General features: G+C 43.4%; 18 protein-coding genes. 4 read left to right on the top strand and 14 right to left on the bottom strand.

The window, feature by feature from the left end:
- Nucleotides 1–11: 11 nt before the first annotated feature.
- On the bottom strand, nt 12–632 hold the full coding sequence (locus GLO7428_RS15010; protein WP_015189417.1) for a TetR/AcrR family transcriptional regulator: 621 nt from the start codon (nt 630–632) through the stop codon (nt 12–14).
- Between the two features lie 127 nt (nt 633–759).
- Here GLO7428_RS15010 and GLO7428_RS15005 point away from each other — a divergent pair, with 127 nt between their 5' ends.
- The 3 genes from GLO7428_RS15005 to GLO7428_RS26085 all read left to right on the top strand — a co-directional run bounded on the left by GLO7428_RS15005 (nt 760) and on the right by GLO7428_RS26085 (nt 7,320).
- Entirely contained in the window at nt 760–2,331 is a 1,572-nt protein-coding gene (locus GLO7428_RS15005; RefSeq protein WP_015189416.1) for a pitrilysin family protein, read from the top strand.
- Nucleotides 2,332–2,498: 167 nt separating this feature from the next.
- Complete coding sequence (locus GLO7428_RS15000) at nt 2,499–4,001, top strand: pitrilysin family protein (protein ID WP_015189415.1); 1,503 nt, start codon at nt 2,499–2,501, stop codon at nt 3,999–4,001.
- A gap of 340 nt (nt 4,002–4,341) precedes the next feature.
- Nucleotides 4,342–7,320, top strand: a complete 2,979-nt coding sequence (locus GLO7428_RS26085) for an FG-GAP repeat protein (RefSeq protein ID WP_015189414.1) — start codon at nt 4,342–4,344, stop codon at nt 7,318–7,320.
- 115 nt (nt 7,321–7,435) lie between these two features.
- Here GLO7428_RS26085 and GLO7428_RS14990 read toward each other — a convergent pair whose 3' ends face one another.
- The 5 genes from GLO7428_RS14990 to nikA all read right to left on the bottom strand — a co-directional run bounded on the left by GLO7428_RS14990 (nt 7,436) and on the right by nikA (nt 12,633).
- Nucleotides 7,436–8,245: a dipeptide/oligopeptide/nickel ABC transporter ATP-binding protein gene (locus GLO7428_RS14990; protein ID WP_015189413.1), complete on the bottom strand. Its 810-nt coding sequence runs from the start codon at nt 8,243–8,245 to the stop codon at nt 7,436–7,438.
- Nucleotides 8,242–9,042 carry an ABC transporter ATP-binding protein gene (locus GLO7428_RS14985; protein WP_015189412.1) on the bottom strand — a complete coding sequence of 267 codons (801 nt, stop codon included), beginning with the start codon at nt 9,040–9,042 and terminating at the stop codon, nt 8,242–8,244. Before GLO7428_RS14985 ends, GLO7428_RS14990 begins: the two co-directional genes overlap by 4 nt.
- Entirely contained in the window at nt 9,035–9,916 is an 882-nt protein-coding gene (opp1C, locus tag GLO7428_RS14980; protein WP_015189411.1) for a nickel/cobalt ABC transporter permease, read from the bottom strand. The genes GLO7428_RS14985 and opp1C overlap by 8 nt, the downstream gene beginning before the upstream one ends.
- A gap of 8 nt (nt 9,917–9,924) precedes the next feature.
- On the bottom strand, nt 9,925–10,917 hold the full coding sequence (nikB, locus tag GLO7428_RS14975) for a nickel ABC transporter permease (protein ID WP_015189410.1): 993 nt from the start codon (nt 10,915–10,917) through the stop codon (nt 9,925–9,927).
- A gap of 126 nt (nt 10,918–11,043) precedes the next feature.
- A complete protein-coding gene (nikA, locus tag GLO7428_RS14970) occupies nt 11,044–12,633 on the bottom strand; it encodes a nickel ABC transporter substrate-binding protein (protein WP_015189409.1) in 1,590 nt (529 codons plus the stop codon).
- A 321-nt stretch (nt 12,634–12,954) separates the two neighbouring features.
- Here nikA and GLO7428_RS14965 point away from each other — a divergent pair, with 321 nt between their 5' ends.
- A complete protein-coding gene (locus GLO7428_RS14965; protein ID WP_015189408.1) occupies nt 12,955–13,632 on the top strand; it encodes a bifunctional 2-polyprenyl-6-hydroxyphenol methylase/3-demethylubiquinol 3-O-methyltransferase UbiG in 678 nt (225 codons plus the stop codon).
- A gap of 333 nt (nt 13,633–13,965) precedes the next feature.
- On the opposite strand, the gene GLO7428_RS14960 is transcribed toward GLO7428_RS14965, so the two are convergent.
- The 8 genes from GLO7428_RS14960 to GLO7428_RS14925 all read right to left on the bottom strand — a co-directional run bounded on the left by GLO7428_RS14960 (nt 13,966) and on the right by GLO7428_RS14925 (nt 20,026).
- Nucleotides 13,966–14,397 carry a SufE family protein gene (locus GLO7428_RS14960; RefSeq protein WP_015189407.1) on the bottom strand — a complete coding sequence of 144 codons (432 nt, stop codon included), beginning with the start codon at nt 14,395–14,397 and terminating at the stop codon, nt 13,966–13,968.
- Between the two features lie 88 nt (nt 14,398–14,485).
- Nucleotides 14,486–14,902 (bottom strand): DoxX family protein, encoded by a 417-nt coding sequence (locus GLO7428_RS14955; RefSeq protein WP_015189406.1) that lies wholly within the window; start codon nt 14,900–14,902, stop codon nt 14,486–14,488.
- 88 nt (nt 14,903–14,990) lie between these two features.
- A complete protein-coding gene (locus tag GLO7428_RS14950) occupies nt 14,991–15,818 on the bottom strand; it encodes a class I SAM-dependent methyltransferase (protein WP_015189405.1) in 828 nt (275 codons plus the stop codon).
- Between the two features lie 43 nt (nt 15,819–15,861).
- Nucleotides 15,862–16,881: a porphobilinogen synthase gene (hemB, locus tag GLO7428_RS14945; RefSeq protein WP_015189404.1), complete on the bottom strand. Its 1,020-nt coding sequence runs from the start codon at nt 16,879–16,881 to the stop codon at nt 15,862–15,864.
- Nucleotides 16,882–16,963: 82 nt separating this feature from the next.
- The gene (locus tag GLO7428_RS14940; protein WP_015189403.1) at nt 16,964–17,530 is read right to left on the bottom strand and encodes a Crp/Fnr family transcriptional regulator; all 567 of its coding nucleotides are present in this window, start codon (nt 17,528–17,530) and stop codon (nt 16,964–16,966) included.
- Between the two features lie 214 nt (nt 17,531–17,744).
- The gene (locus GLO7428_RS14935) at nt 17,745–18,461 is read right to left on the bottom strand and encodes a metallophosphoesterase (protein WP_015189402.1); all 717 of its coding nucleotides are present in this window, start codon (nt 18,459–18,461) and stop codon (nt 17,745–17,747) included.
- 3 nt (nt 18,462–18,464) lie between these two features.
- Complete coding sequence (locus GLO7428_RS14930; RefSeq protein WP_015189401.1) at nt 18,465–19,280, bottom strand: metallophosphoesterase; 816 nt, start codon at nt 19,278–19,280, stop codon at nt 18,465–18,467.
- Nucleotides 19,277–20,026, bottom strand: a complete 750-nt coding sequence (locus GLO7428_RS14925) for a GTP-binding protein (protein WP_231295493.1) — start codon at nt 20,024–20,026, stop codon at nt 19,277–19,279. The genes GLO7428_RS14930 and GLO7428_RS14925 overlap by 4 nt, the downstream gene beginning before the upstream one ends.
- Between the last annotated feature and the right edge of the window lie 36 nt (nt 20,027–20,062).

Genomic DNA, 20,062 nt, shown 5'->3' with positions numbered 1-20,062 from the left:
CCACTAACCACTCACTCCTCCTCCCTCACCAACACCCCATTCAGAAAAATATCCGCAAGTCCTTCTGCCATTTCTTGCATAGCTTTAGGAGATGCATCCGGTTCCATGAGTGTATTGTGACTAAAGCCTGCGATCGCAAACATTCCCAAAAACACTTGGGCGACAATTTTAGGATTCGTTTTGCGGTAAATTCCCCGATCCATCGCGGTTTGAAAGAACGCCTCGGCGACATCCGTCATTTTGTTGATGACTTCGGCTTGAATGCGATCGCGTAGATCGGGATGAAACTGCGCTTCCATGAAACACACGCGCATCATATCGGCATTTTTATGAAAATTCCACATTCGGCGCTGCATTACTTGGGCTACCGCCTTGTAGCTACCCATTTCGCTTAATTCGGTGAGTAAATCGGTGAGAATTTCTACCCAGCCTTGCGTAGCAATTTCAATTAAAATCGCCTTTTTATTCGCAAAATGACGAAATAAGGTTCCTTCCGCGACACCCGCTGCGATCGCTAAGTCGCGCGTTGTCGTGCCATCATAGCCTTGACGGGCAAACAATCGCTGCGCTGCTTTTAAAATGCGATCGCGGGACGATTCTTCAGATTGTGCTGTGCGATGAAAAACTTGCATATACTTGATGCCTGTAAGATTGCCGTGCCACTTGTAGCGATATTGTCTACTATCAAGCAGATTCCCCGCTGAAAGTGTAATAGATCGTTAACGGATCTATCCTGGAAAAGTACTTTTATTGTGACTTATGAGTTTGAAACGTTGCTGCCAATTGTTCTTACCTCACCATGTAAGATGGCGGATCTTCACTTTTTTAATAATTATTTTGTTTTCTTGGGTGTCGTTACCAGCAGTTGCGATCGCCCGTACGCAAGCACCAACGCCGGAGACATCGATCCAGCCTTATTTAGATCGCGTCATCGATCAACTAAGTGAGTTTCGTTTAGAAAATGGCATAAAATTTATTGTTTTAGAACGCCATCGAGCGCCTGTTGTTTCGTTTCTCACGTATGCTGATGTAGGTGGTGCGGATGAACCCGATGGCAAAACAGGAATCGCGCACTATTTGGAACATTTAGCATTTAAGGGAACGCAACGCATCGGCACAACTGATTACCAAGCAGAAAAGCCACTCTTAGATCGCTTGGATGAACTCGATGCCCAAATCCGTGCAGCGCAAGCCAGGGGAAACAAAGCGGAAGTCGCCCGCTTGCAAGCAGAATTTGAGAAAGTGCAGGCACAAGCTCAGAGTTTTGTCAAGCAAAATGAACTAGGGCAAATCGTCGAACAAGCAGGCGGTGTTGGTTTAAATGCTAATACCTCAGCCGATGCAACGCGCTATTTCTACAGTTTTCCCAGTAATAAATTAGAACTGTGGATGTCGCTAGAGTCGGAGCGATTTTTAGAACCTGTCTTTCGCGAATTTTATCAAGAAAAAGATGTCATTCTGGAAGAACGGCGATTGCGAGTTGATAATTCTCCAATCGGTCAAATGGTAGAGAAGTTTCTCGATACGGCATTTACGAAACATCCCTATCGTCGTCCGGTAATTGGTTACGAAGAAGATATCCGCAACTTGACGCGCCAAGACTTACAAGATTTTTTTGATACGCACTACGTACCGAGTAATTTGACAATTGCAGTCATTGGTGATGTGGAAGCTTCGCGCGTACAACAGTTAGCACAAACTTACTTTGGGCGTTACAAAGCAAAACCTGCCGCCCCTCCAGTACAAGTATCTGAACCGCCGCAAAAGCGACAGCGCGAATTTGAATTGCGTTTGCGATCGCAGCCTTGGTATTTAGAAGGCTATCATCGTCCGGCAATTACCGATCCGGATCATGTCATCTATGACATCATTGGTAGATTACTCAGTGATGGTCGCACGTCGCGGTTGTATCGCTCTTTAGTTGAACGACAGCAACTTGCTCTTTCTGCGCAAGGCTTTAGCGGATTCCCTGGCGATAAGCACCAAAATGTCATGTTATTTTATGCGTTGACGGCTCCTGGGCATACCGCAAATGAAGTTGGTGCAGCGTTGAGGAAGGAGATTGAACGGTTAAAGACGGAACCTGTCTCGGCTGTGGAGTTGGATCGCGTGAAGACGCAAGCTAGGGCGGGATTGTTGCGATCGCTGCAATCGAATATGGGAATGGCGCAGTTGTTGTTGGAATATGAAGTCAAAACTGGCTCCTGGCGCAATTTATTTAAGGAGTTGGAGGCAATTCAGGCGGTGACGGCTGCGGATGTTCAGCGGGTGGCGCAGGCAACTTTTTCAGCACAGAATCGGACGATCGGGCGGTTGGTGCCGCAGGGTTGATACTGTTTTACTTTAGGGCAGAGCGGGCAGAGGAGCAGAGGAATAAGTTATTTGTAGCTCTCATTTCTTGAAATGGTATCAGAGGGAATGAACCACAGAGGCGCATTCCCCGTAGGGGTTGCCGAAGGCTAGGGCACACAGAAGGAATTATATAAGGAATTTTGGGAATGTTGATGCATTGGGTTGGTACGAGTCGAAGTCAGCGGCGTGTTAATTGGATTGGGCTTTGGTTGGTGGCGCTGCTGTTGGTGGTGATGTTGCGGTTGCCTGCGATCGCGGGGGCTGTGCATTTTACTGAGTTGCAGTTTGCGCCGTTGCCAGAGGTGCAGTTACCAGAGTATACGCGCTTTGTCACGGATAATGGCATGATTGTGTATCTGTTGGAAGATCGCGAGTTGCCGTTGGTGAGTGGTACGGCGTTGTTTCGTACTGGGCAACGCTGGGAAAGCCCTGAGAAAACGGGTTTAGCAGGTTTGACGGGAACTGTGATGCGCACCGGAGGAACAAAACAGCATTCTGGTGATGAACTGAATGAGTTATTAGAACAACGTGCGGCTACGGTGGAAACGTCGATTAGTACGGCTTCGGGTTCGGCGAGTTTTGATGCTTTAAGTGAAGATCTCGAAACAGTGTTTGGGTTGTTTGCTGAGGTGATCCGTCAGCCAGTGTTTGCGCAGGATAAATTGGATTTAGCAAAAACGCAGTTGCGTGGGAGTATTGCACGGCGAAATGATGAACCAGGTAGCATTGCGCAGCGCGAGTTTCAGAAGTTGATTTACGGTAACGAAAGTCCTTATGCGCGAATTCCTGAGTACCAAACGGTAGATAATATTGCGCGGGAAGATGTCGTGAATTTCTATCAGGAGTACTTCTATCCTAATAATATGATTTTGGGAATTGTCGGGGATTTTGACTCGCAACAAATGCGATCGCTCATTCAAAAGTATTTTGCTGAGTGGCAACCGAAGCCAGGAATGCAACTACCGCAATTACCAACGGTGTGTCAAGCAAAGCTTGGCGGTATTTTCTTGGTAGATCAGCCGCAACTAACGCAAAGTTATTTACAAATTGGTCATTTGGGCGGTCAATTTAATAGTCCTGATTATGCCGCCTTGGATGTGATGAATGGCGTGTTAAATGGCTTTGGCGGACGGTTATTTAATAATGTGCGATCGCGTCAAGGTTTGGCTTATTCGGTGTACGGTGCGTGGAGTCCGCGTTATGACTATCCTGGTTTATTTATATCTGGCGGACAAACTCGATCTGATGCCACCGTGTCTTTTATTCAAGCAATGCAAAAAGAAATTGAACGCCTCAAAACGGAATTAGTTACACCAGAAGAACTTGCTTTAGCGAAAGATTCTGTTCTTAACTCTTTTGTCTTCAATTTTGAAGATCCAGCACAAACTTTAACGCGACTACTACGTTACGAATACTACGGCTACCCCGCCGATTTTCTCTTCCGCTATCGTCAAGCTGTCGAAGCAACTACGGCTGAAGATATTCAACGTGTCGCGCAAACTCATCTCAAACCAGAAAACTTAGTCACTTTGGTAGTGGGTAATGCTGCTGCAATTCAACCGCCTTTAACGGCACTAGCATCAGAAGTGACACCAATTGACATCACAATTCCTGAACCAGAACCTGTAGCAACACAACAAAATCGTTAATTGAAATGTAACTGAGTACTTAATACTTCTTGCCTGAAGATGAGTAATCTTACTAAAATTTGGATTACCATCTTCTTTTTTATACACTTGTACTTACTAAAAATTTACCAAAACTTTAATGTAGGCGTGTTTTTGCCTAATATCTTTACCAAAAGTTTATAGTTTGATATTGACTTTTCAATTAATCTCAAATTATTAGTCTTGAGGAAAAATATTCTCAATTCAACTTCGTAATTGCTGCTATTTCCTAACATCGGTTCGAGGGAAATAGTAGATTTTGCTATCAAAAATTACGAGCTTTTAATCCTGTTTTTTATTTATTATCACAGGCACACAATTTATGGCAATCATTAGAGGAACTTCGGGCAACGATACTCTTGTAGGAACACAATTCGCTGATACGATATTGGGTTTCGCAGGCGGTGACTTGCTGTTGGGTAGAGGAAGTAATGATGTTCTTAGAGGAGGTAGAGGAAAGGACACGCTTAGAGGTGGCAATGGTGATGATACTCTCTATGGCGGTCTAGGTGATGATGTACTCGAGGGCAATGCGGGTAATAATGTACTTTATGGCGGTTTAGGCAATGATCGGCTTTACGCTAGCTTTGAAGAAGGGAATAACACACTCTATGGTGGTGTAGGTAATGACACCCTATACGGAGGATATTATGGGGAAGCCTTTTTGTATGGCGGTCAAGGTGACGATACTTATGTAGTCTCCCCTAATATACAAATTATTGAAGCTTCTAACTCAGGCATAGATACTGTCATTATTAACTCTAGTTCTATTAATGAGTTAAGTGCGAATGTAGAGAATTTAACATTAATAGAGAATAATTATGTTTTTTTTGGTGTTGGAAATAATCTTAACAACACAATCACTGGAAATTCTTTGGATAACGTACTTCATGGCAGGGCGGGCAATGACCTATTAGTTGGGAATGCAGGTAATGACATTCTTGTCGGTACTGATGGCACTGTAGGCGACAAAGACACGCTCACTGGTGGTAGCGGTAGAGATACATTTGTTTTAGGAAATGCCACAAGTGTGTTTTATGACGATCGCAACGGTACTACTTCAGGATTTAGTGATTATGCATTAATTACCGATTTCAATATCAATGATGATTTTATCCGCCTCAACGGCAAACGAACTGATTATTTCTTAAGCGCTTCCTCTGGGGAAGGCAATTTACCTAAAGGAACTGCAATCTTCCGTAAAGTTAATGGGGAAGCGGATGAATTGATTGCAATTATCCAAGGAAGTTCCTCACTAAGTTTGAACGGCAACTATTTCAAGTTCACAGATGATGAGATTGACCTTGCGACACTCAATGGCAATAATGGCTTTGTGATTCAAGGAATTAATGAATTTGACTTTTCAGGAAGGTCTGTTAGCAATGCAGGAGATGTCAACGGTGATGGCTTTGATGATTTGATTATTGGGGCACCGCGTGCTAATCCTAATGGTCAAAATGGTGCGGGGCAAAGCTATCTTGTGTTTGGCAAAGCCTCAGGGTTTGATGCCAGTCTCGACTTGGCGACACTCAACGGTAACAATGGCTTTGTCATTAATGGCATCAATAGATTCGACGGTTTAGGCTACTCAGTTAGCAGTGCGGGGGATGTTAACGGAGATGGCTTTAATGATTTGATTGTTGGTATCCGTTATGCTGAGCCTAATGGTCAAAATGGTGCGGGACAAAGCTGCGTTGTATTTGGCAAAGCCTCAGGGTTTGATGCCAGTCTCGACGCTTCAACACTCGACGGTAACAATGGCTTTGTTGTGAATGGCATCGATGTTTATGACTTCTCAGGCTACTCAGTTAGCAGTGCGGGGGATGTTAACGGAGATGGCTTTGATGATTTGATTATTGGGGCAAATGGTGCGGGACAAAGCTACGTTGTATTTGGCAAAGCCTTAGGGTTTGATGCCAGTCTCGACGCTTCAACACTCGACGGTAACAATGGCTTTGTTGTGAATGGCATTGATATAGGCAATGTCTTAGGTACTACCACTAAAGTCTCAGTCAGCAATGCGGGAGATATTAATGGTGATGGCTTTGCTGACTTGATTATTGGCGCACCACTTGCCAGTCTTGATGGTCAATATTCTGTAGGTAAAAGCTACGTTATTTTTGGCAAAGCCTCAGGATTTGATGCCAGTCTCGACTTGGCGACACTCAACGGTAGCAATGGTTTTGTCATTAATGGTATCAATGTTAATGACTACTCAGGAAGGTCTGTTAGTAGTGCGGGAGATATTAATGGTGATGGCTTTGATGATTTGATTATTGGGGCAGATGGTGCCAGACTTGATGGTCAATATTCTGTAGGTAAAAGCTACGTTGTATTTGGCAAAGCATCAGGATTTGATACCAGTCTCGACTTGGCGACACTCAACGGTAGCAATGGCTTCGTTATTAATGGCATTAATGCATACGACGGTTCAGGCTTCTCTGTCAGTAGTGCGGGAGATATCAACGGTGATGGCTTTGATGACTTGATTGTTGGCGCACCAAGTGCTACTCCCAATTTTCAATCACGTGCGGGACAAAGCTATGTTGTATTTGGTAAAGCATCGGGATTTGATGCAAATTTTGACTTGGCAACTCTCGATGGTAGTAATGGCTTTGTGATTAATGGGATTAATGCAGATGACTTTTCAGGAATCTCTGTCAGTAAAGCAGGAGATGTTGATGGTGATGGCTTCGATGACTTGATTATTGGCGCACCTGGTGCTGACCCGAATGGTCGAGAGTCTGCGGGAGAAAGCTACGTTATCTTTGGTCGTGACTTTACAAACTCTGTTACTCACCTGGGTACTGATGGCGATGATACCCTCATTGGTACAAATGGTGATGATATCCTTATCGGTGGCAGAGGAAGCGATCGCCTCATCGGTGGTCGCGGTGTTGATGTCCTCTACGGTGGTGCTGGAGATGATACCCTTAGTTTTGGCGTGCGCGATCGCCGTCTCGATGGTGGTAGCGGTACAGATACTTTAACTGTTGATACTAGCGATATCACCATCGATTTAACATCTTTACCTCGTAATCAAATTCGCGACATTGAAATTATTGACCTCACTGGTACAGGTAATAACAATCTCATCCTGACGCGCTTAAACTTACTCAATCTTTCGGAAAGTACCAATCGCTTGATTGTGAATGGTAATACTGGTGACTCGGTGACATCAACTGGGCAAGGATGGCTTCGTGGTAACGAAACAACACTTGATGGTATCACCTACAATCAGTTTACTGCTGGAGCGGCAACGCTATTAGTAGATACTGATCTCACGCAAACCATTTCTTGATTTGACCCCAATTAAAGCTAAAGCTGATAGTTTTAGTAATAAGACCACCTTCGTTGTCTTTTTTTATGAGCCGTGAAGAAAGTCGCCAGGCGTTTCTTGTAACCCTGACTTCTACTTAGGAAGTAAACAGCAAACGATCGCGTGGATGAGAGGGCAATTGCGCAGCCATTAGTTGTTGAGCATAAGGATGCTGAAGGTGACGCAGTTGTTTAAGATCTTCTACTGTTTCCACGATCGCTCCTTGGTACATCACTGCGAGTTTATTAGCCATGAAGGAAACTGCGGCTAAGTCGTGCGAGATGAACAAATAAGACAACTCGAACTGTTCTTTGAGATCTGCTAGCAGATGCAGAATTTGAGCTTGAATCGTCATATCTAAGCTAGCAACAGGTTCATCGAGGACAATCAACTTAGGCTTAAGCGCGATCGCTCTAGCAATGGTAACGCGCTGCAATTGCCCACCACTAAACTGATGAGGATATTTATCGATATCTGCTGCACGTAATCCGACAATTTCTAGCAACTGCTGAATTTGCTCGCTCATCTGCGTTGTTGACAAATTAAGATAGTTCTGCATCGGTTCGCCGATAATTTCACGAACGCTTAACCGAGGATTTACCGCACTCAAACTATCTTGAAACACAACTTGGAGATCGCGACGCAAAATTCGCCGTTGATCGCGATTCAGATGTCTCAGATTTTTGCCTTGAAACCAAATTTCACCGCGATCGGGTTGTTCTAGCCCCAGTACAATCCGCCCTAAAGTACTTTTCCCCGCACCACTCTCGCCGACAACTCCTAGACAGCAACCAGGTTCAACAGTAAGTGAAACTTCTTGTAATGCCCTTACCAAGTGCTTTTGTCCCCACCAACCTTGCTGAACTTCATAGGTTTTGGAAACCTTCTGAATCGATAACAGCGTCATACCTCAGTCCTCACTTGCAAACGAGACGCAAGTAGCGATCGCGTGTAAGGATGTTGCGGTTGGTCGAATAGTTGTCTAACATTTGCCTGTTCAACAAATTCTCCTTGATACATCACGGCAACTTCATCAGCTAATTGAGCAATTACGCCCAAATCATGCGTCACAAGCAAAATTGCGGCATCATGTTGTTGCCGTAGATGTGCGAGTAAGTTCAAAATTTGCATTTGGGTAATCACATCTAAAGCTGTCGTCGGTTCATCGGCAATTAAAATCTGAGGACGCAGCGAGATGGCGATCGCAATCATCACCCGCTGCAACATTCCCCCAGAAAGTTGAAAGGGAAATTGTCTCCAGATACGCTCTGGATGAGGTAAATTCACATCAGATAAATAACTGATTCCCATCGACTTTGCTTCTGCTTGAGTTAAAGATTGATGCGATCGCAAAGTTTCCGTAAACTGTTGTCCAATAGTCAAAATAGGATTGAAAAAGCTAGAGGGATTTTGTAACACGACACCAATCTGCTGTCCGCGAATTTGACGTAAAGTAGTAGGCGGTAAACTCGTGAGATCTTGCTGCGATAGGCGAATTGTTCCCTGTGAAATTCGTCCCTCACGACCTAGTAAGCCTAAAATTGCTAAACAGATGGTGCTTTTACCTGAGCCGCTTTCGCCAATAATGCCTAAAACTTTTCCTGGTTTGAGTTGAAAACTCACGCCACGCACAACCTGTGTCCAACTAGTTTCCTGCTGAAACTCGACATGGAGATTTGTAACTGTGAGAACCGGATCAACCATTGGGAAGTGATGTTTCTACAGTAGTAAGCGACGATCTTTGTTTAATTGTCTTACCAAAACGAGGATCAAGCGCATCGCGCAAGGCATCACCTAGCAAGTTGAACGACAACGCAACAATAAAAATTGTCAAGCCAGGATAAAGCATCAACCCTGGTTCGCGGCGGAAAAATTCGCGACCATCAGTAATCATAGCTCCCCACTCTGGAGTCGGTGGCTGAATTCCTAATCCCAAAAACGACAAAGCTGAAATCTGTAAAATAACCCATCCTGTATCTAAAGAAGCTAACACAGCAATTTCGGCGATGGTGTACGGCAACAGGTGTTTAATCATGATATAAGCGCTACTTGTCCCAGACACGATCGCTGCTTTGATAAAATTCTCTTGCTTTAAGCTGAGGACTTTAGATCGGACAATTCTAGCATACCAAGCCCAGTGCGATGCCCCTAAGGCAATAACCAAGTTTACAGGACTCGCACCCATAATACCAACGATCGCTAATGCCAAAATTAAATTAGGGAACGACAAAAACACATCGCAAATCCGCATCAAAACGCTATCAACTTTCCCGCCAATGTAACCTGCGATCGTACCCACAATCAAACTAATGCTCGTCGTGAGTGCGGTAACAGTAAGAGCAATTGAAAGAGAAATTCGCGCTCCATAAATTAATCGTGACAGAATACAGCGCCCTAAATGATCCGTACCGAGCAAAAAAGTGGCACTTGGAGATTGCAGCCGCCGAGTGAGTTCCACTTCTAAAGGATCGTGCGGTGCAATGTAGGGAGCAAACAAGGCGATCAAAGCAATGCAAAAGATGACTCCTACACTGAACCAAGCCGCTTTGTTGTCCAATAATCGTTTTAGCAGTAACATGATTCGCTTTACAAATCCTCCACCTTTCCTAAACGAATTCTTGGATCGAGGTAACTGTAAGTCAAATCGACAATCAAGTTGGTCATCACAAAGAAAATCGCTGCCAAGCAGACATAAGCTTGAATCACCGGATAGTCTCGACTGAGAATCGATCTCACTGCAAATCGTCCAATTCCTGGTAAAGCAAACACATTCTCGACAATGACGGCTCCTGCGAGTAGATGCGCAATACTCATGCCAAACAACGTCACAACAGGAAGCAAAGCGTTTCTTAACACGTGTCTGCCCACAACAAAACGCTCTTTTAACCCTCTAGCACGCGCGTAGAGAACATAATTTTTGCTCAAGCTATCCAACATACTATTACGTAACAGTCGTGCGTAAACAGCAGCGGGAGACCATGCTAGCGTGATTGAAGGCAGTACTAAATGAGTCCAGTTACCGCGCCCCATTACTGGCAACCAACCTAATTGAAAGCTGAAAAAATACATCAGCAAAAAGCCCAGCCAGAAGTTAGGTAAAGCCGCTCCTACATAAGCAAAAAGACGGCTAGCATAATCAAAAATACTATCTCGATAAAGCGCCGCTAAAACTCCTAGAGGAATGCTTACTAACCAAATTAAAACGGTTGTGCTAAGAGTTAGTTCTATAGTTGTTGGCAAGTAGTAAAAAATCTCTTGTAGCACAGGTCGCCCAGTGATGAAGGAAGTCCCAAAGTCAAGTTGAATGACACGCCACAACCAATTGAGATACTGAATTGGCAAAGGACGATTTAGCCCTAATTGCTCTCGCATCGCCGCGATCGCTTCTGGTGTGATTGGTACTTCTGAAATTCGCAAAACGACAACCGCCGGATCGCTTGGCATCAATTGCACGAGCAAAAATGTCACCAATGAAATCCCTAGCAGCACTGGAATCAATTGCAGTAGCCGCCGAATTGCATACAACTGAGTAAACTGCTCAAAGGATCTTAACCATGAGTGATATTGTTCGGTTGTCATTAGACCTCCTGCGTGAATACTTAAATTGTCATATTGAGCGAAGCGAAATATCTCCTAGATTCTTCACTCCACTGCGTTTCATTCAGAATGACATTCATGATTTTTTGATTCGTGCAGGAAGGAGGTCTATTGTTTGGTTAACTTACTAAGCGGAACCTGATTTTCTTGAGGCATAAATTCAAATCCACCGATGTTTTCTTGCAAGACAGCAAGCTTCGTTGAATAAGAAATTGGTAGATAAACTGCTTGCTCGTGTAATGTAGTGAGAATGTCACTGTACAACTGCTGCCGCGTTGCTTCCTCTGTTGATACCAATACCTCGGCAATTTTTCGATCAATCTCTGCTTTCATGGGCAACCCCGACTGTGCCTCATAGTCAGCATGAGAGGGCTTGCGCATCGATGACATCATCGCGTGAGGTTCATAGGGCGGTCCCCAAGTGTTATTGAAAATGAGGTGAAATTCACCGTTTGTTTGGCGATCGAGCCACGCTTGTCTTTCTTCTCCCAACAGCCGCAAATCAATGCCAACTTGTCTCAAATCAGCTTGTAAGGCTTCTGCGATCGCCCTGTCAATATTGTCGAGTGCATTAAAAGATAGCTCCAAAGTTAACGACTGACCATTTTTTTGACGAATATTTCCCCCAGCGGGCAATCTCCATCCTGCTTCATTTAACAAAGCATTGGCGCGTTCTACATCATAGCTATACGGCTCTAGGTTAATATCAGCATAGGGGACTTCATCAGAAAAGTACGTATCGGCTCGTCGCTCGGTATTGTAGAAAATTGCTTGAATCACCGCATCTTTGTTAAAGCTGTGCTGAATTGCCTGTCGCACCGCTAATTCTTGCGTTGGACCGCGACCAGCGTGAATAGCGATCGCCCTCGTACTCAGAGGTTGCGAAACTTCAGCCTGATAGCGACCAGACTTCTGCAACCGCTCAAAAGCATCCAAACTAATGACACCATTACCATAAATTAAATCCAACTCTCCACTTTCAAACGCCACTACCCGCGTTTCACCATCTGGAATCACCCTGACTGTGACTTGTTCTACGTTGGGTAACTCACCCCAGTAGTTTTCATTACGCCGAAATACGGCAACATTATCTCTACGGTATTCTGTCAGTATCCACGGACCTGTACCTATTGGTTGCTTAATGCCATCAGCGGTTGTTCCTGATTCAGGAAAGGCTGCGGGCGAGAGAAACCTCACTGGACGAATTAGTGTTAATTCTTGCAAGGCTGGATAGTAAGCATTTTTGAGGTGAATTCTTAGCGTATACTCGCCTTCTGCTTCAACGCGGTCAATTTGCCTAATCAATTCTAACCAATCATGCGCTTCCGCATTTGCTAAGATTTGATCGAAATTGAGTTTAGCCGCTGTAGCATTAAATGCCTCTCCATCCGAGAACTGTACTCCTTGACGCAGTTGAAAAGTCACCACTCTGCCATCCGGCGAAACTTCCCAACTTTCGGCTAAAGCAGGTAAAATTTCACCGCCCCGCCCATAGTTCACCAATGACTCAAAAATCATATCTTGAGCAAACATTTGACTAGGACCATAAAGGTGTGGATTGAGTGGTCCAACATCTTGTGACCAAGAAAAGACAAGATTTTCTTGTTGATTTGTTTCTGCTTGCGGTTGCGTACAACCAGGTAATACAACCATTGCTCCGATCGCAAGAGGTAGTAAAACCTTACCTAAAAAACTCATACACTTATTACTACTAGTGGCAGTGGATCTAGAACTAAGAATGGGTAATGGGTAATAGATACTGCTTAACCAATTACCAGTTACCAGCCCTTAAGTTATGTTTATTTTTACTCACTTATCTATTAATCAGAATAATTTTTACTTATTCTAACTTTTAATAATCTCATATTCACTTAATTTTTGGCAATTTAAATAATAGCGATTTAGCCAATATCCCCCCAGGGAGTATTTTACTTGCAGGAATTAGAATGATAGGCTTTGATTTCTAATATGCTGATCTGAACAAATTTTCAAACGTAATCCTACAGTGAGAATAAACTCATGACTAGTAAAATTGTTGACACTTGGCTGACCAATTCTCAAGAAGAAAATGCTATGTTTGACGATCATTACCCATTGTGGAAAGTAATGATTGAGCGCATGTCTGAGACAAGTTTAGAAGGAAAAACAGTCCTTGATTTCGGCTGTAATCAAGGCGGTTTTTTACGAGTTTTGTATCACGACAAGCCTTTTCAAAAAGGAATTGGAATTGATGTGGCGCGACAAGCTATTCAAATTGCCAATGAAAACAAGGGAAATTTACCACTAACCTACGAAGTTCGTGACAATCTAGATCCATTTCAATCAGAAATTGATGTTGCTTTTAGTCATGAAGTTTTGTACTTAATTCAAGATTTACAGCAACACGCTCAAAAAATATTTGATTGTTTGAAAAACAAAGGCGTCTACTACGCTGCATTAGGATGTCATTCAGATAATCCTTTGTGGTCAAATTGGAAAAAAATGATTGAAGCAGATTCTAATATTGAGGTGCAAAACTATAGCTTGAATTTTATTGCCGACACATTTCGCGATACAGGATTCACTGTTTTTGCTCAAAAGTTCATGTTAAACGACTTTATGCTTATGAAGGAAAGTAGTAGTTATTTTCCAAGTGTTGTTGATTCTCTTAACTACTATTGGGATTACAAAATTCTCTGGAAGTTTGTGAAACAATAACAGTGCATCACTCGTCGAGTAGCAACACAGAAAATCAGAATTTGACTAAGTAGGTGGACATAATTAAACATCATATAGCAGGAGTCAGGGATCAAAGGTCAGAGATCAGGGTTAAAAGCTAGAAGAAGTGATGATTCTAAACCTCTATCATGTCCTAAGCATCCCTTCAATTGCTATACACAACATTTGTTGGGTAATGGGTAATAGCAAAGCACTTAGCAATTCTTCTGTTAGCATTTAGCAATTTCCCCAAAAGCTAATCGCTAATAGTTACCAGCGCTTAAGTTATGTTCATTTCTACCCACTTACTAGGCTTTGCTATGCATTTCAACATTATTCCATCAGCAATTGCAAAGCCTTTTCTTTCATTTTCTGAAAAATATTATAAAACCCATTACTACGCGAAGGTGTTAGACTCGCATTCAAGCCAGTATCCTTAATGAACTCTGGCGATACTTTCAGAATTTCCTCAGGTGACAACCCACTCAAACCTTCAACTAATACAGCAACTAACCCCTTGACAAGTGCAGAATCTGAATCACCCTGATACCAAACTTTTCCTTGATCTAGCCCCGCAGTGATATACACCTGCGAAACACAACCTGGAACTTTATTTTCTGGCACTTTATCAGCTTCTGGAAATTCCTTTAGCCGTTTAGCATACCAAACTAACTGCTCGTAACGTTGCTTCGGGTTAGAAAGTCGTTGAAAGCGCTGCACAACACGCACAAGTGAATCTGGTAAAGGTGCTGCGGTAGAAGTCATAATTACTGGCGATAAACATTATCATTATTACGATGCGCAAGTACTATAATTATAAAATCTAGCAGTGATTTGACCGCATTTATTTAAATCATCCATCTGTTGTTTCTAATTGTGTTTCTGGATTGCGAGTATACCAATACGCCCAGGCAATTAAGACAGCTTGTAGCGGTAGCCTTGCTAAATACAGCAATTGACTATGAGGAATTCCCTCAACTTTGATGTTGTGTATAGTCATATAAATATTCGCTGGAAACACCCCGATAAATAAAGCAATTAAACACCAGGCTGCTGTGACACTCATACTAGGAATCAATAACCCAATACCGCCGAGAATCTCAAATACACCACTCAAATAGACTGAAGCGAAGGGCGGAAATGGTGGCGGTACAATCCGTGCATATTGCTCTGGTCGGATAAAATGCGTAATTCCGACAATAACTAAAGATACAGCAAAGACGCCGCGTAAAATTTCCTTGCGGCGATGTGGGTTGTGCGTAGAAGACATAGGCAACCAAAAACGCTAATAAAACGGTAGAGCAGTCTCATCCAAACTTACGTCTATCCAAAGTAGAGATATCGCTGTCTACTCCGCTTTATTTCATAATTTCCACTTGAATCACGCGACCAAAGTTTTTAAACACAGCAGTCACAAGAAACCGCAAGTATCTCCCCCACCAAGGTAAGCGATCTGGGTAATTTGCAAAGCGAGTCAAATAGTAAATCTCCTCAGTTACTTTAATTCCCTGTTCCCAACTTTCTAATTCTTTGGAATTATCTATTCCCCACTTAAATTCTGCATTAGTCTTAGATACAGTATCGTGTTTCTTAGTATTTTTCGCTCTTTTAGTTGCAATGACATCGAGTAACATGGTAACAGGTGCAAGATCGCGAGTAATATTTTGAAATAGAGTTTTCATCTCTACTTCTGTTAGATACATTGACACTCCTTCCATAATAATTAATACTGGTGCTACAGGCTGAACTTCTTCAATCCAATTATCTAAAATAGAACCAGCAATAAAATGCAAGCGATCGCCTTCATTAATCAACTTACGTTTTAGGTCAATCACTTCAGGAAAGTCAACTTCATACCAAGATATTTCCCCGTTATCAACGCGAAAAAATCGCGTACAAAGCCCTGCGCCCAAGTTAATAATAGTTGCCTTAGGATGATTTTGAATAAATTTTGAAATTAGGCGATCGTAAACCTCCGCACGAATTACACATCCTAGTTGCGACGCCCATCCTTGAGCATATTTTGTAAAATCATAATCAATCTTTCCAACAATTTCTGTTGCTTTATCGTCCTTAAGAATTGCATCCTGGCGCTGCGATTCCACATACCGCGCATATAGTGTAATCATCAAAGTTTCCGAAACACCCGAAATCTTATTTGTCGCTTCTTTCGCTGTAGTAGTCATAAGCTTCTACCATTTACATTGAGTACAATTCTTTATGACGTTTTCACGCAGTTAAAATCAACGCAACTTGCTTAGCAAAATACGTCAAAATCAAATCTGCACCCGCGCGTTTCATACTCGTTAAAGTCTCTAAAATGACTTGCTTTTCATCAATCCAACCTTGTTGTGCAGCAGCTTTAATCATTGCGTACTCGCCACTGACGTTGTATGCTGCAACAGGTAAATGCGTTGCCTTGCGTACTTGATGAATAATATCAAGATAAGCTAAAGCAGGTTTCACCATGACAATATCCGCAGCTTCTGCAACATCAAGAAACACTTCTTTCATAGCTTCTCTGGCATTAGCCGCGTCCATTTGATACGTTTTCTTGTCTCCGAATTGCGGTGCAGAGTCTAACGCATCGCGAAATGGACCATAATAAGCCGATGCATACTTAGCAGAATACGCCAGAATTCCGACATTGATGTAACCTTCAGCATCTAAAGCCTTACGAATTGCGCCTATCCGCCCATCCATCATATCTGAAGGGGCAACCATATCTGCACCGGCTGCGGCTTGCGCGAGTGCCATTTTTACCAAAACTTCTACCGTAGGATCGTTTAAAATTGTGCCATGTTCGTCAACTAACCCATCATGTCCGTGCGTCGTAAACGGATCGAGGGCCACATCAGTAATCACAATTATCTCTGGCACAGCTTGCTTAATCGCTTTAACCGCCTGCTGTACCAAACCGTTTGGATGATAACTTTCACTACCAGTATCGTCCTTCTTGCTTTCAGGAATGACCGGAAAAAGCGCGATCGCATTTATCCCCAACTGATTCGCTTGCGCCACTTCTTCTAGCAATAAATCTAGTGAGTAGCGGTAGCATCCTGGCATCGAAGTGACTTCGATTTTTCCTGCCTCTTCCATGACAAATAGAGGATAAATCAAGTCATTCACACTTAATTGTGTTTCGCGTACCATCCGCCGTAATGCAGGTGTCCGTCGCAAGCGGCGCGGGCGAATTATCGGTGCATCAGTTGTTGATGTTTCGTGCGTTGAAACAACTTGTGAAGACATAAAAATCGTTTATGAGAATGATAATCATTATTTCATAAAAGCGTGAATGAATTGCGATCGCCCCTAAGAAAATCGAAAAACTCTAAACCCGACGCAACAAAATAAAATGACGCCGAGGGCGATAAATAATACCTTCTTCCTCAAACCGTGCTAGCATTCGCGTTACCGTAACTCGCGTTGTGCCAATCACTTCAGCAATTTCTTGGTGCGTCAGCCGCAAATCAATTAACTGTCCTTGATCGACGCTACGCCCAAACTTGCTAGCCAACCAAGATAGAAGTTGCAGTAAACGATTGGGTATTCGTTCGTGGCGGACGATACAGAGTAATTCCTCCGCTTGCTGCACGTTCCGCAAAATGTTATCAATGATCTGAGACCACTGTAAAGCGGGAACATAAGTCACCTCGACACTCGTTAAGCATTCAATTTGATATGGTTGAATGCGAGATAAAGGTTGACCTATGACATCCCCAGCGCCCCAATAACCCAGCGTTACTGTTGTACCTTCTTCACTCCACGTTAAGCTACGTACTGCCCCGCGTTCAATACGCAGTAGGACATTTGGTTGTAATGGAATTTTATCGCCACGACTGAAGGTGAACTGACTCCAATTAGCCGGCGACGTTGGGCTGTGAGTTACAAAAGCCATAGCATTTGGATTTAAAAGTGAGGAGTGCGGATATTGCTTGGAATTGAGTATAGATTCGTTGACTCGAAAAAGCAAGTTAAATGAAAAGAATTCTCAATAAAACATATATTCTTCATCTGGCGAAAAAATAATTCTAGGGGAATATGACTAAGGGAAGATGACAAAAACTTTAAAGAAGGTCTCTACACCAAGGGGTATTTACTGCGAACACTTGCTAGTCACTTTTTTTTAGTTTGTAATGAACAGTCTTAAAGTGTACGTGATTAGCTTGCGGTTCAAACAAAGTATAGATAGCAATTTCTGGCAATTTGCCAACACTACCTACCCCAATAACTTGGCGTGGCTGTGTGGCGATCGCGCAGGGTGATTTTTGCGCATCCAACGTCGTGACGCTTGCTGCGATCGAACCTGATTGCACTTGATACTGAAACGCCAAACCCGAACGCCCGCAGAATAACGTTTGTGCGTCTCCGCGTACAAGGCGATCGAGCATTTGCGGTGCAGGTGTTTCGGGAGTTAATTCATCATCAACACCCAGAGTACTACCATGAACCAATAAGCAATCGCAATCGTGAAAACCAAAATCAAGCTTGCGTATCCATTCCACAGTTTGACGCGAAACAGATTTCCACAACACTTCGACAATTTCAGCGCCGTACTTATGCGTCAACTCAGTCGCATCCCCCGTCGTACCAACACCATGCAAAATTAAACATTGTTCCTCCCACCATCCTTTGCATATTTGAGGTTGCAATTCTCCCTGACGAGGATTTTGAACTCGCTGTACTAATTTTTCGCAGTCTGGGTGCGGTCCGACTAAATCTCCTAAAATATAAATTTCTTCTACAGCCTTTTGTTTAATATCCGCAAGCACAGCTTCATAAGCCGCTAAATTCCCCTCAACACCACTTAAAATTGCCCAGTAACCCATAACTTAACGTGCACACACATGAGTAGGATCTTCCGCCCTTTCTGCATATTCCAATCCTCTGGCTAAACGCCAAGCAAAAATAGGCGGTAAACCTTTTTCAGCGATCGCAGCACAAGTTTTTTGGTAATCGTAAGCAACTTCGCGTAGCGCTACCTGCTGCGTCTCAGTATCGTAAAGAACATAAGTTGCGTTTGGGCGTCCGTGACGCGGTTCGCCGACTGAACCGACATTCACAATTTGCTTGAAAGGCGCTGTAAATTTCAAATGTTGTTCTGAATCAAGACTAGGACCGGTAATCCGAATTTGCCATTGTCCATTATCAAGCGATCGCACGTAAGGTACGTGAGTATGTCCGCAGAATAGCACATCCGCCCCTGTCGAAAGTACGCGTTCCATCGCCACAAAAGCATCCATTTCGGGTAACAGATACTCATGCGCGCTGTAAGGGCTACCATGAACGAAGCATAAATTACCTTCGTGGAGACTGTGAGGTAATTGCGCTAAAAATTCGCGTGTTTCTGGTGTAACTTCTTGATTTGTCCACGCATGGGCAGCCATACCGCGTTTTTCGGCTAATAATGAAGGATAACTACAGTCACACGCATTGAGTCCTTCGACAACATCTTCATCCCAGCAACCTGCACACGTCGGAATATTTAACGTGCGGATGCGTTCTACGACTTCGTTAGGATAAGGACCATAGCCAACGAGATCGCCAACACAATAGATTCTATCAGCTTTTTGTTGGGCAATATCTGCTAAAACTGCATCTAATGCAGGTAAATTTCCGTGAATGCACGACATAACGGCTAATTTCATACCATAGCTTCCTCAATGAGCATTTCTTTTACTTGTTGTTGATAGTGACGAATCGCAGCATCTGATAAACAGCAATCTTGAAAAGTTTGAGCGATCGCAACTTCATCTAATTGATTTCCCCACACTTCAAGACCACTGAGGCGCTGCGGTCTTCCCTCAAGCCAGCGTGGTAGATTTAACTCATCAAATTGCAGTTCCCTCCCTGCAATAAAGTCACCATAAACCGATAACCCATCCGCAAGCTCAAAAATCCCCTTGGCGCGCGATACTGTACCGTAAGCGCCTTGAGTAAGTTCATACCAAAAAACCTCTAAACTATCAGGATCGATGACATGACCCGTCGTATTCGCAACCCATAACGAAGTTGCATCCGTTGCTGTTGATGAACCTTCAACAATCTCATCCGCCCATTCTTCCCAATCAGCAGCTTGCATCCCAGCAGGAACAATCGCTACGCGATGACAGTTGAGAGTATCGAGAATCGGCGCTATTTGGGCTAAGTCTAAGTGGTATCCTAACTCCAAGTAAGCCGTAACACCCGCAGCAAGTAAATTCCACAATTGTGCTTGTTGGTCGTCAGCTAAAAATTGCACAGAAGGAAACTCCGCTGCTAAACGAGTTTGGTCAATTCCAACCCGCGTTGCTGGTGAAAAATACAAAGTGGGTTTTTGCGTAAATTGCTGGCGAATCCAATCGGTCTTTCCTACACCAGGAAGACCAGCCACCGCAGTCATCCGTTGCTTCACGATATGATAATGATTATCATTGCATAAAAATTATGA

Source organism: Gloeocapsa sp. PCC 7428 (assembly GCF_000317555.1).
Taxonomy (GTDB): Bacteria; Cyanobacteriota; Cyanobacteriia; order Cyanobacteriales; family Chroococcidiopsidaceae; genus Chroogloeocystis.
Note: the sequence above shows the minus strand (reverse complement) of the source record. Positions and strands in the feature narration are given on the sequence as shown.

Bases quoted from the DNA above. Each gene is read 5' to 3' on its own strand.
- GLO7428_RS15010 (WP_015189417.1), bottom strand. From the start codon at position 632: ATGCAAGTTTTTCATCGCACAGCACAATCTGAAGAATCGTCCCGCGAT.
- GLO7428_RS15005 (WP_015189416.1), top strand. From the start codon at position 760: ATGAGTTTGAAACGTTGCTGCCAATTGTTCTTACCTCACCATGTAAGA.
- GLO7428_RS15000 (WP_015189415.1), top strand. From the start codon at position 2,499: ATGTTGATGCATTGGGTTGGTACGAGTCGAAGTCAGCGGCGTGTTAAT.
- GLO7428_RS26085 (WP_015189414.1), top strand. From the start codon at position 4,342: ATGGCAATCATTAGAGGAACTTCGGGCAACGATACTCTTGTAGGAACA.
- GLO7428_RS14990 (WP_015189413.1), bottom strand. From the start codon at position 8,245: ATGACGCTGTTATCGATTCAGAAGGTTTCCAAAACCTATGAAGTTCAG.
- GLO7428_RS14985 (WP_015189412.1), bottom strand. From the start codon at position 9,042: ATGGTTGATCCGGTTCTCACAGTTACAAATCTCCATGTCGAGTTTCAG.
- opp1C (WP_015189411.1), bottom strand. From the start codon at position 9,916: ATGTTACTGCTAAAACGATTATTGGACAACAAAGCGGCTTGGTTCAGT.
- nikB (WP_015189410.1), bottom strand. From the start codon at position 10,917: ATGACAACCGAACAATATCACTCATGGTTAAGATCCTTTGAGCAGTTT.
- nikA (WP_015189409.1), bottom strand. From the start codon at position 12,633: ATGAGTTTTTTAGGTAAGGTTTTACTACCTCTTGCGATCGGAGCAATG.
- GLO7428_RS14965 (WP_015189408.1), top strand. From the start codon at position 12,955: ATGACTAGTAAAATTGTTGACACTTGGCTGACCAATTCTCAAGAAGAA.
- GLO7428_RS14960 (WP_015189407.1), bottom strand. From the start codon at position 14,397: ATGACTTCTACCGCAGCACCTTTACCAGATTCACTTGTGCGTGTTGTG.
- GLO7428_RS14955 (WP_015189406.1), bottom strand. From the start codon at position 14,902: ATGTCTTCTACGCACAACCCACATCGCCGCAAGGAAATTTTACGCGGC.
- GLO7428_RS14950 (WP_015189405.1), bottom strand. From the start codon at position 15,818: ATGACTACTACAGCGAAAGAAGCGACAAATAAGATTTCGGGTGTTTCG.
- hemB (WP_015189404.1), bottom strand. From the start codon at position 16,881: ATGTCTTCACAAGTTGTTTCAACGCACGAAACATCAACAACTGATGCA.
- GLO7428_RS14940 (WP_015189403.1), bottom strand. From the start codon at position 17,530: ATGGCTTTTGTAACTCACAGCCCAACGTCGCCGGCTAATTGGAGTCAG.
- GLO7428_RS14935 (WP_015189402.1), bottom strand. From the start codon at position 18,461: ATGGGTTACTGGGCAATTTTAAGTGGTGTTGAGGGGAATTTAGCGGCT.
- GLO7428_RS14930 (WP_015189401.1), bottom strand. From the start codon at position 19,280: ATGAAATTAGCCGTTATGTCGTGCATTCACGGAAATTTACCTGCATTA.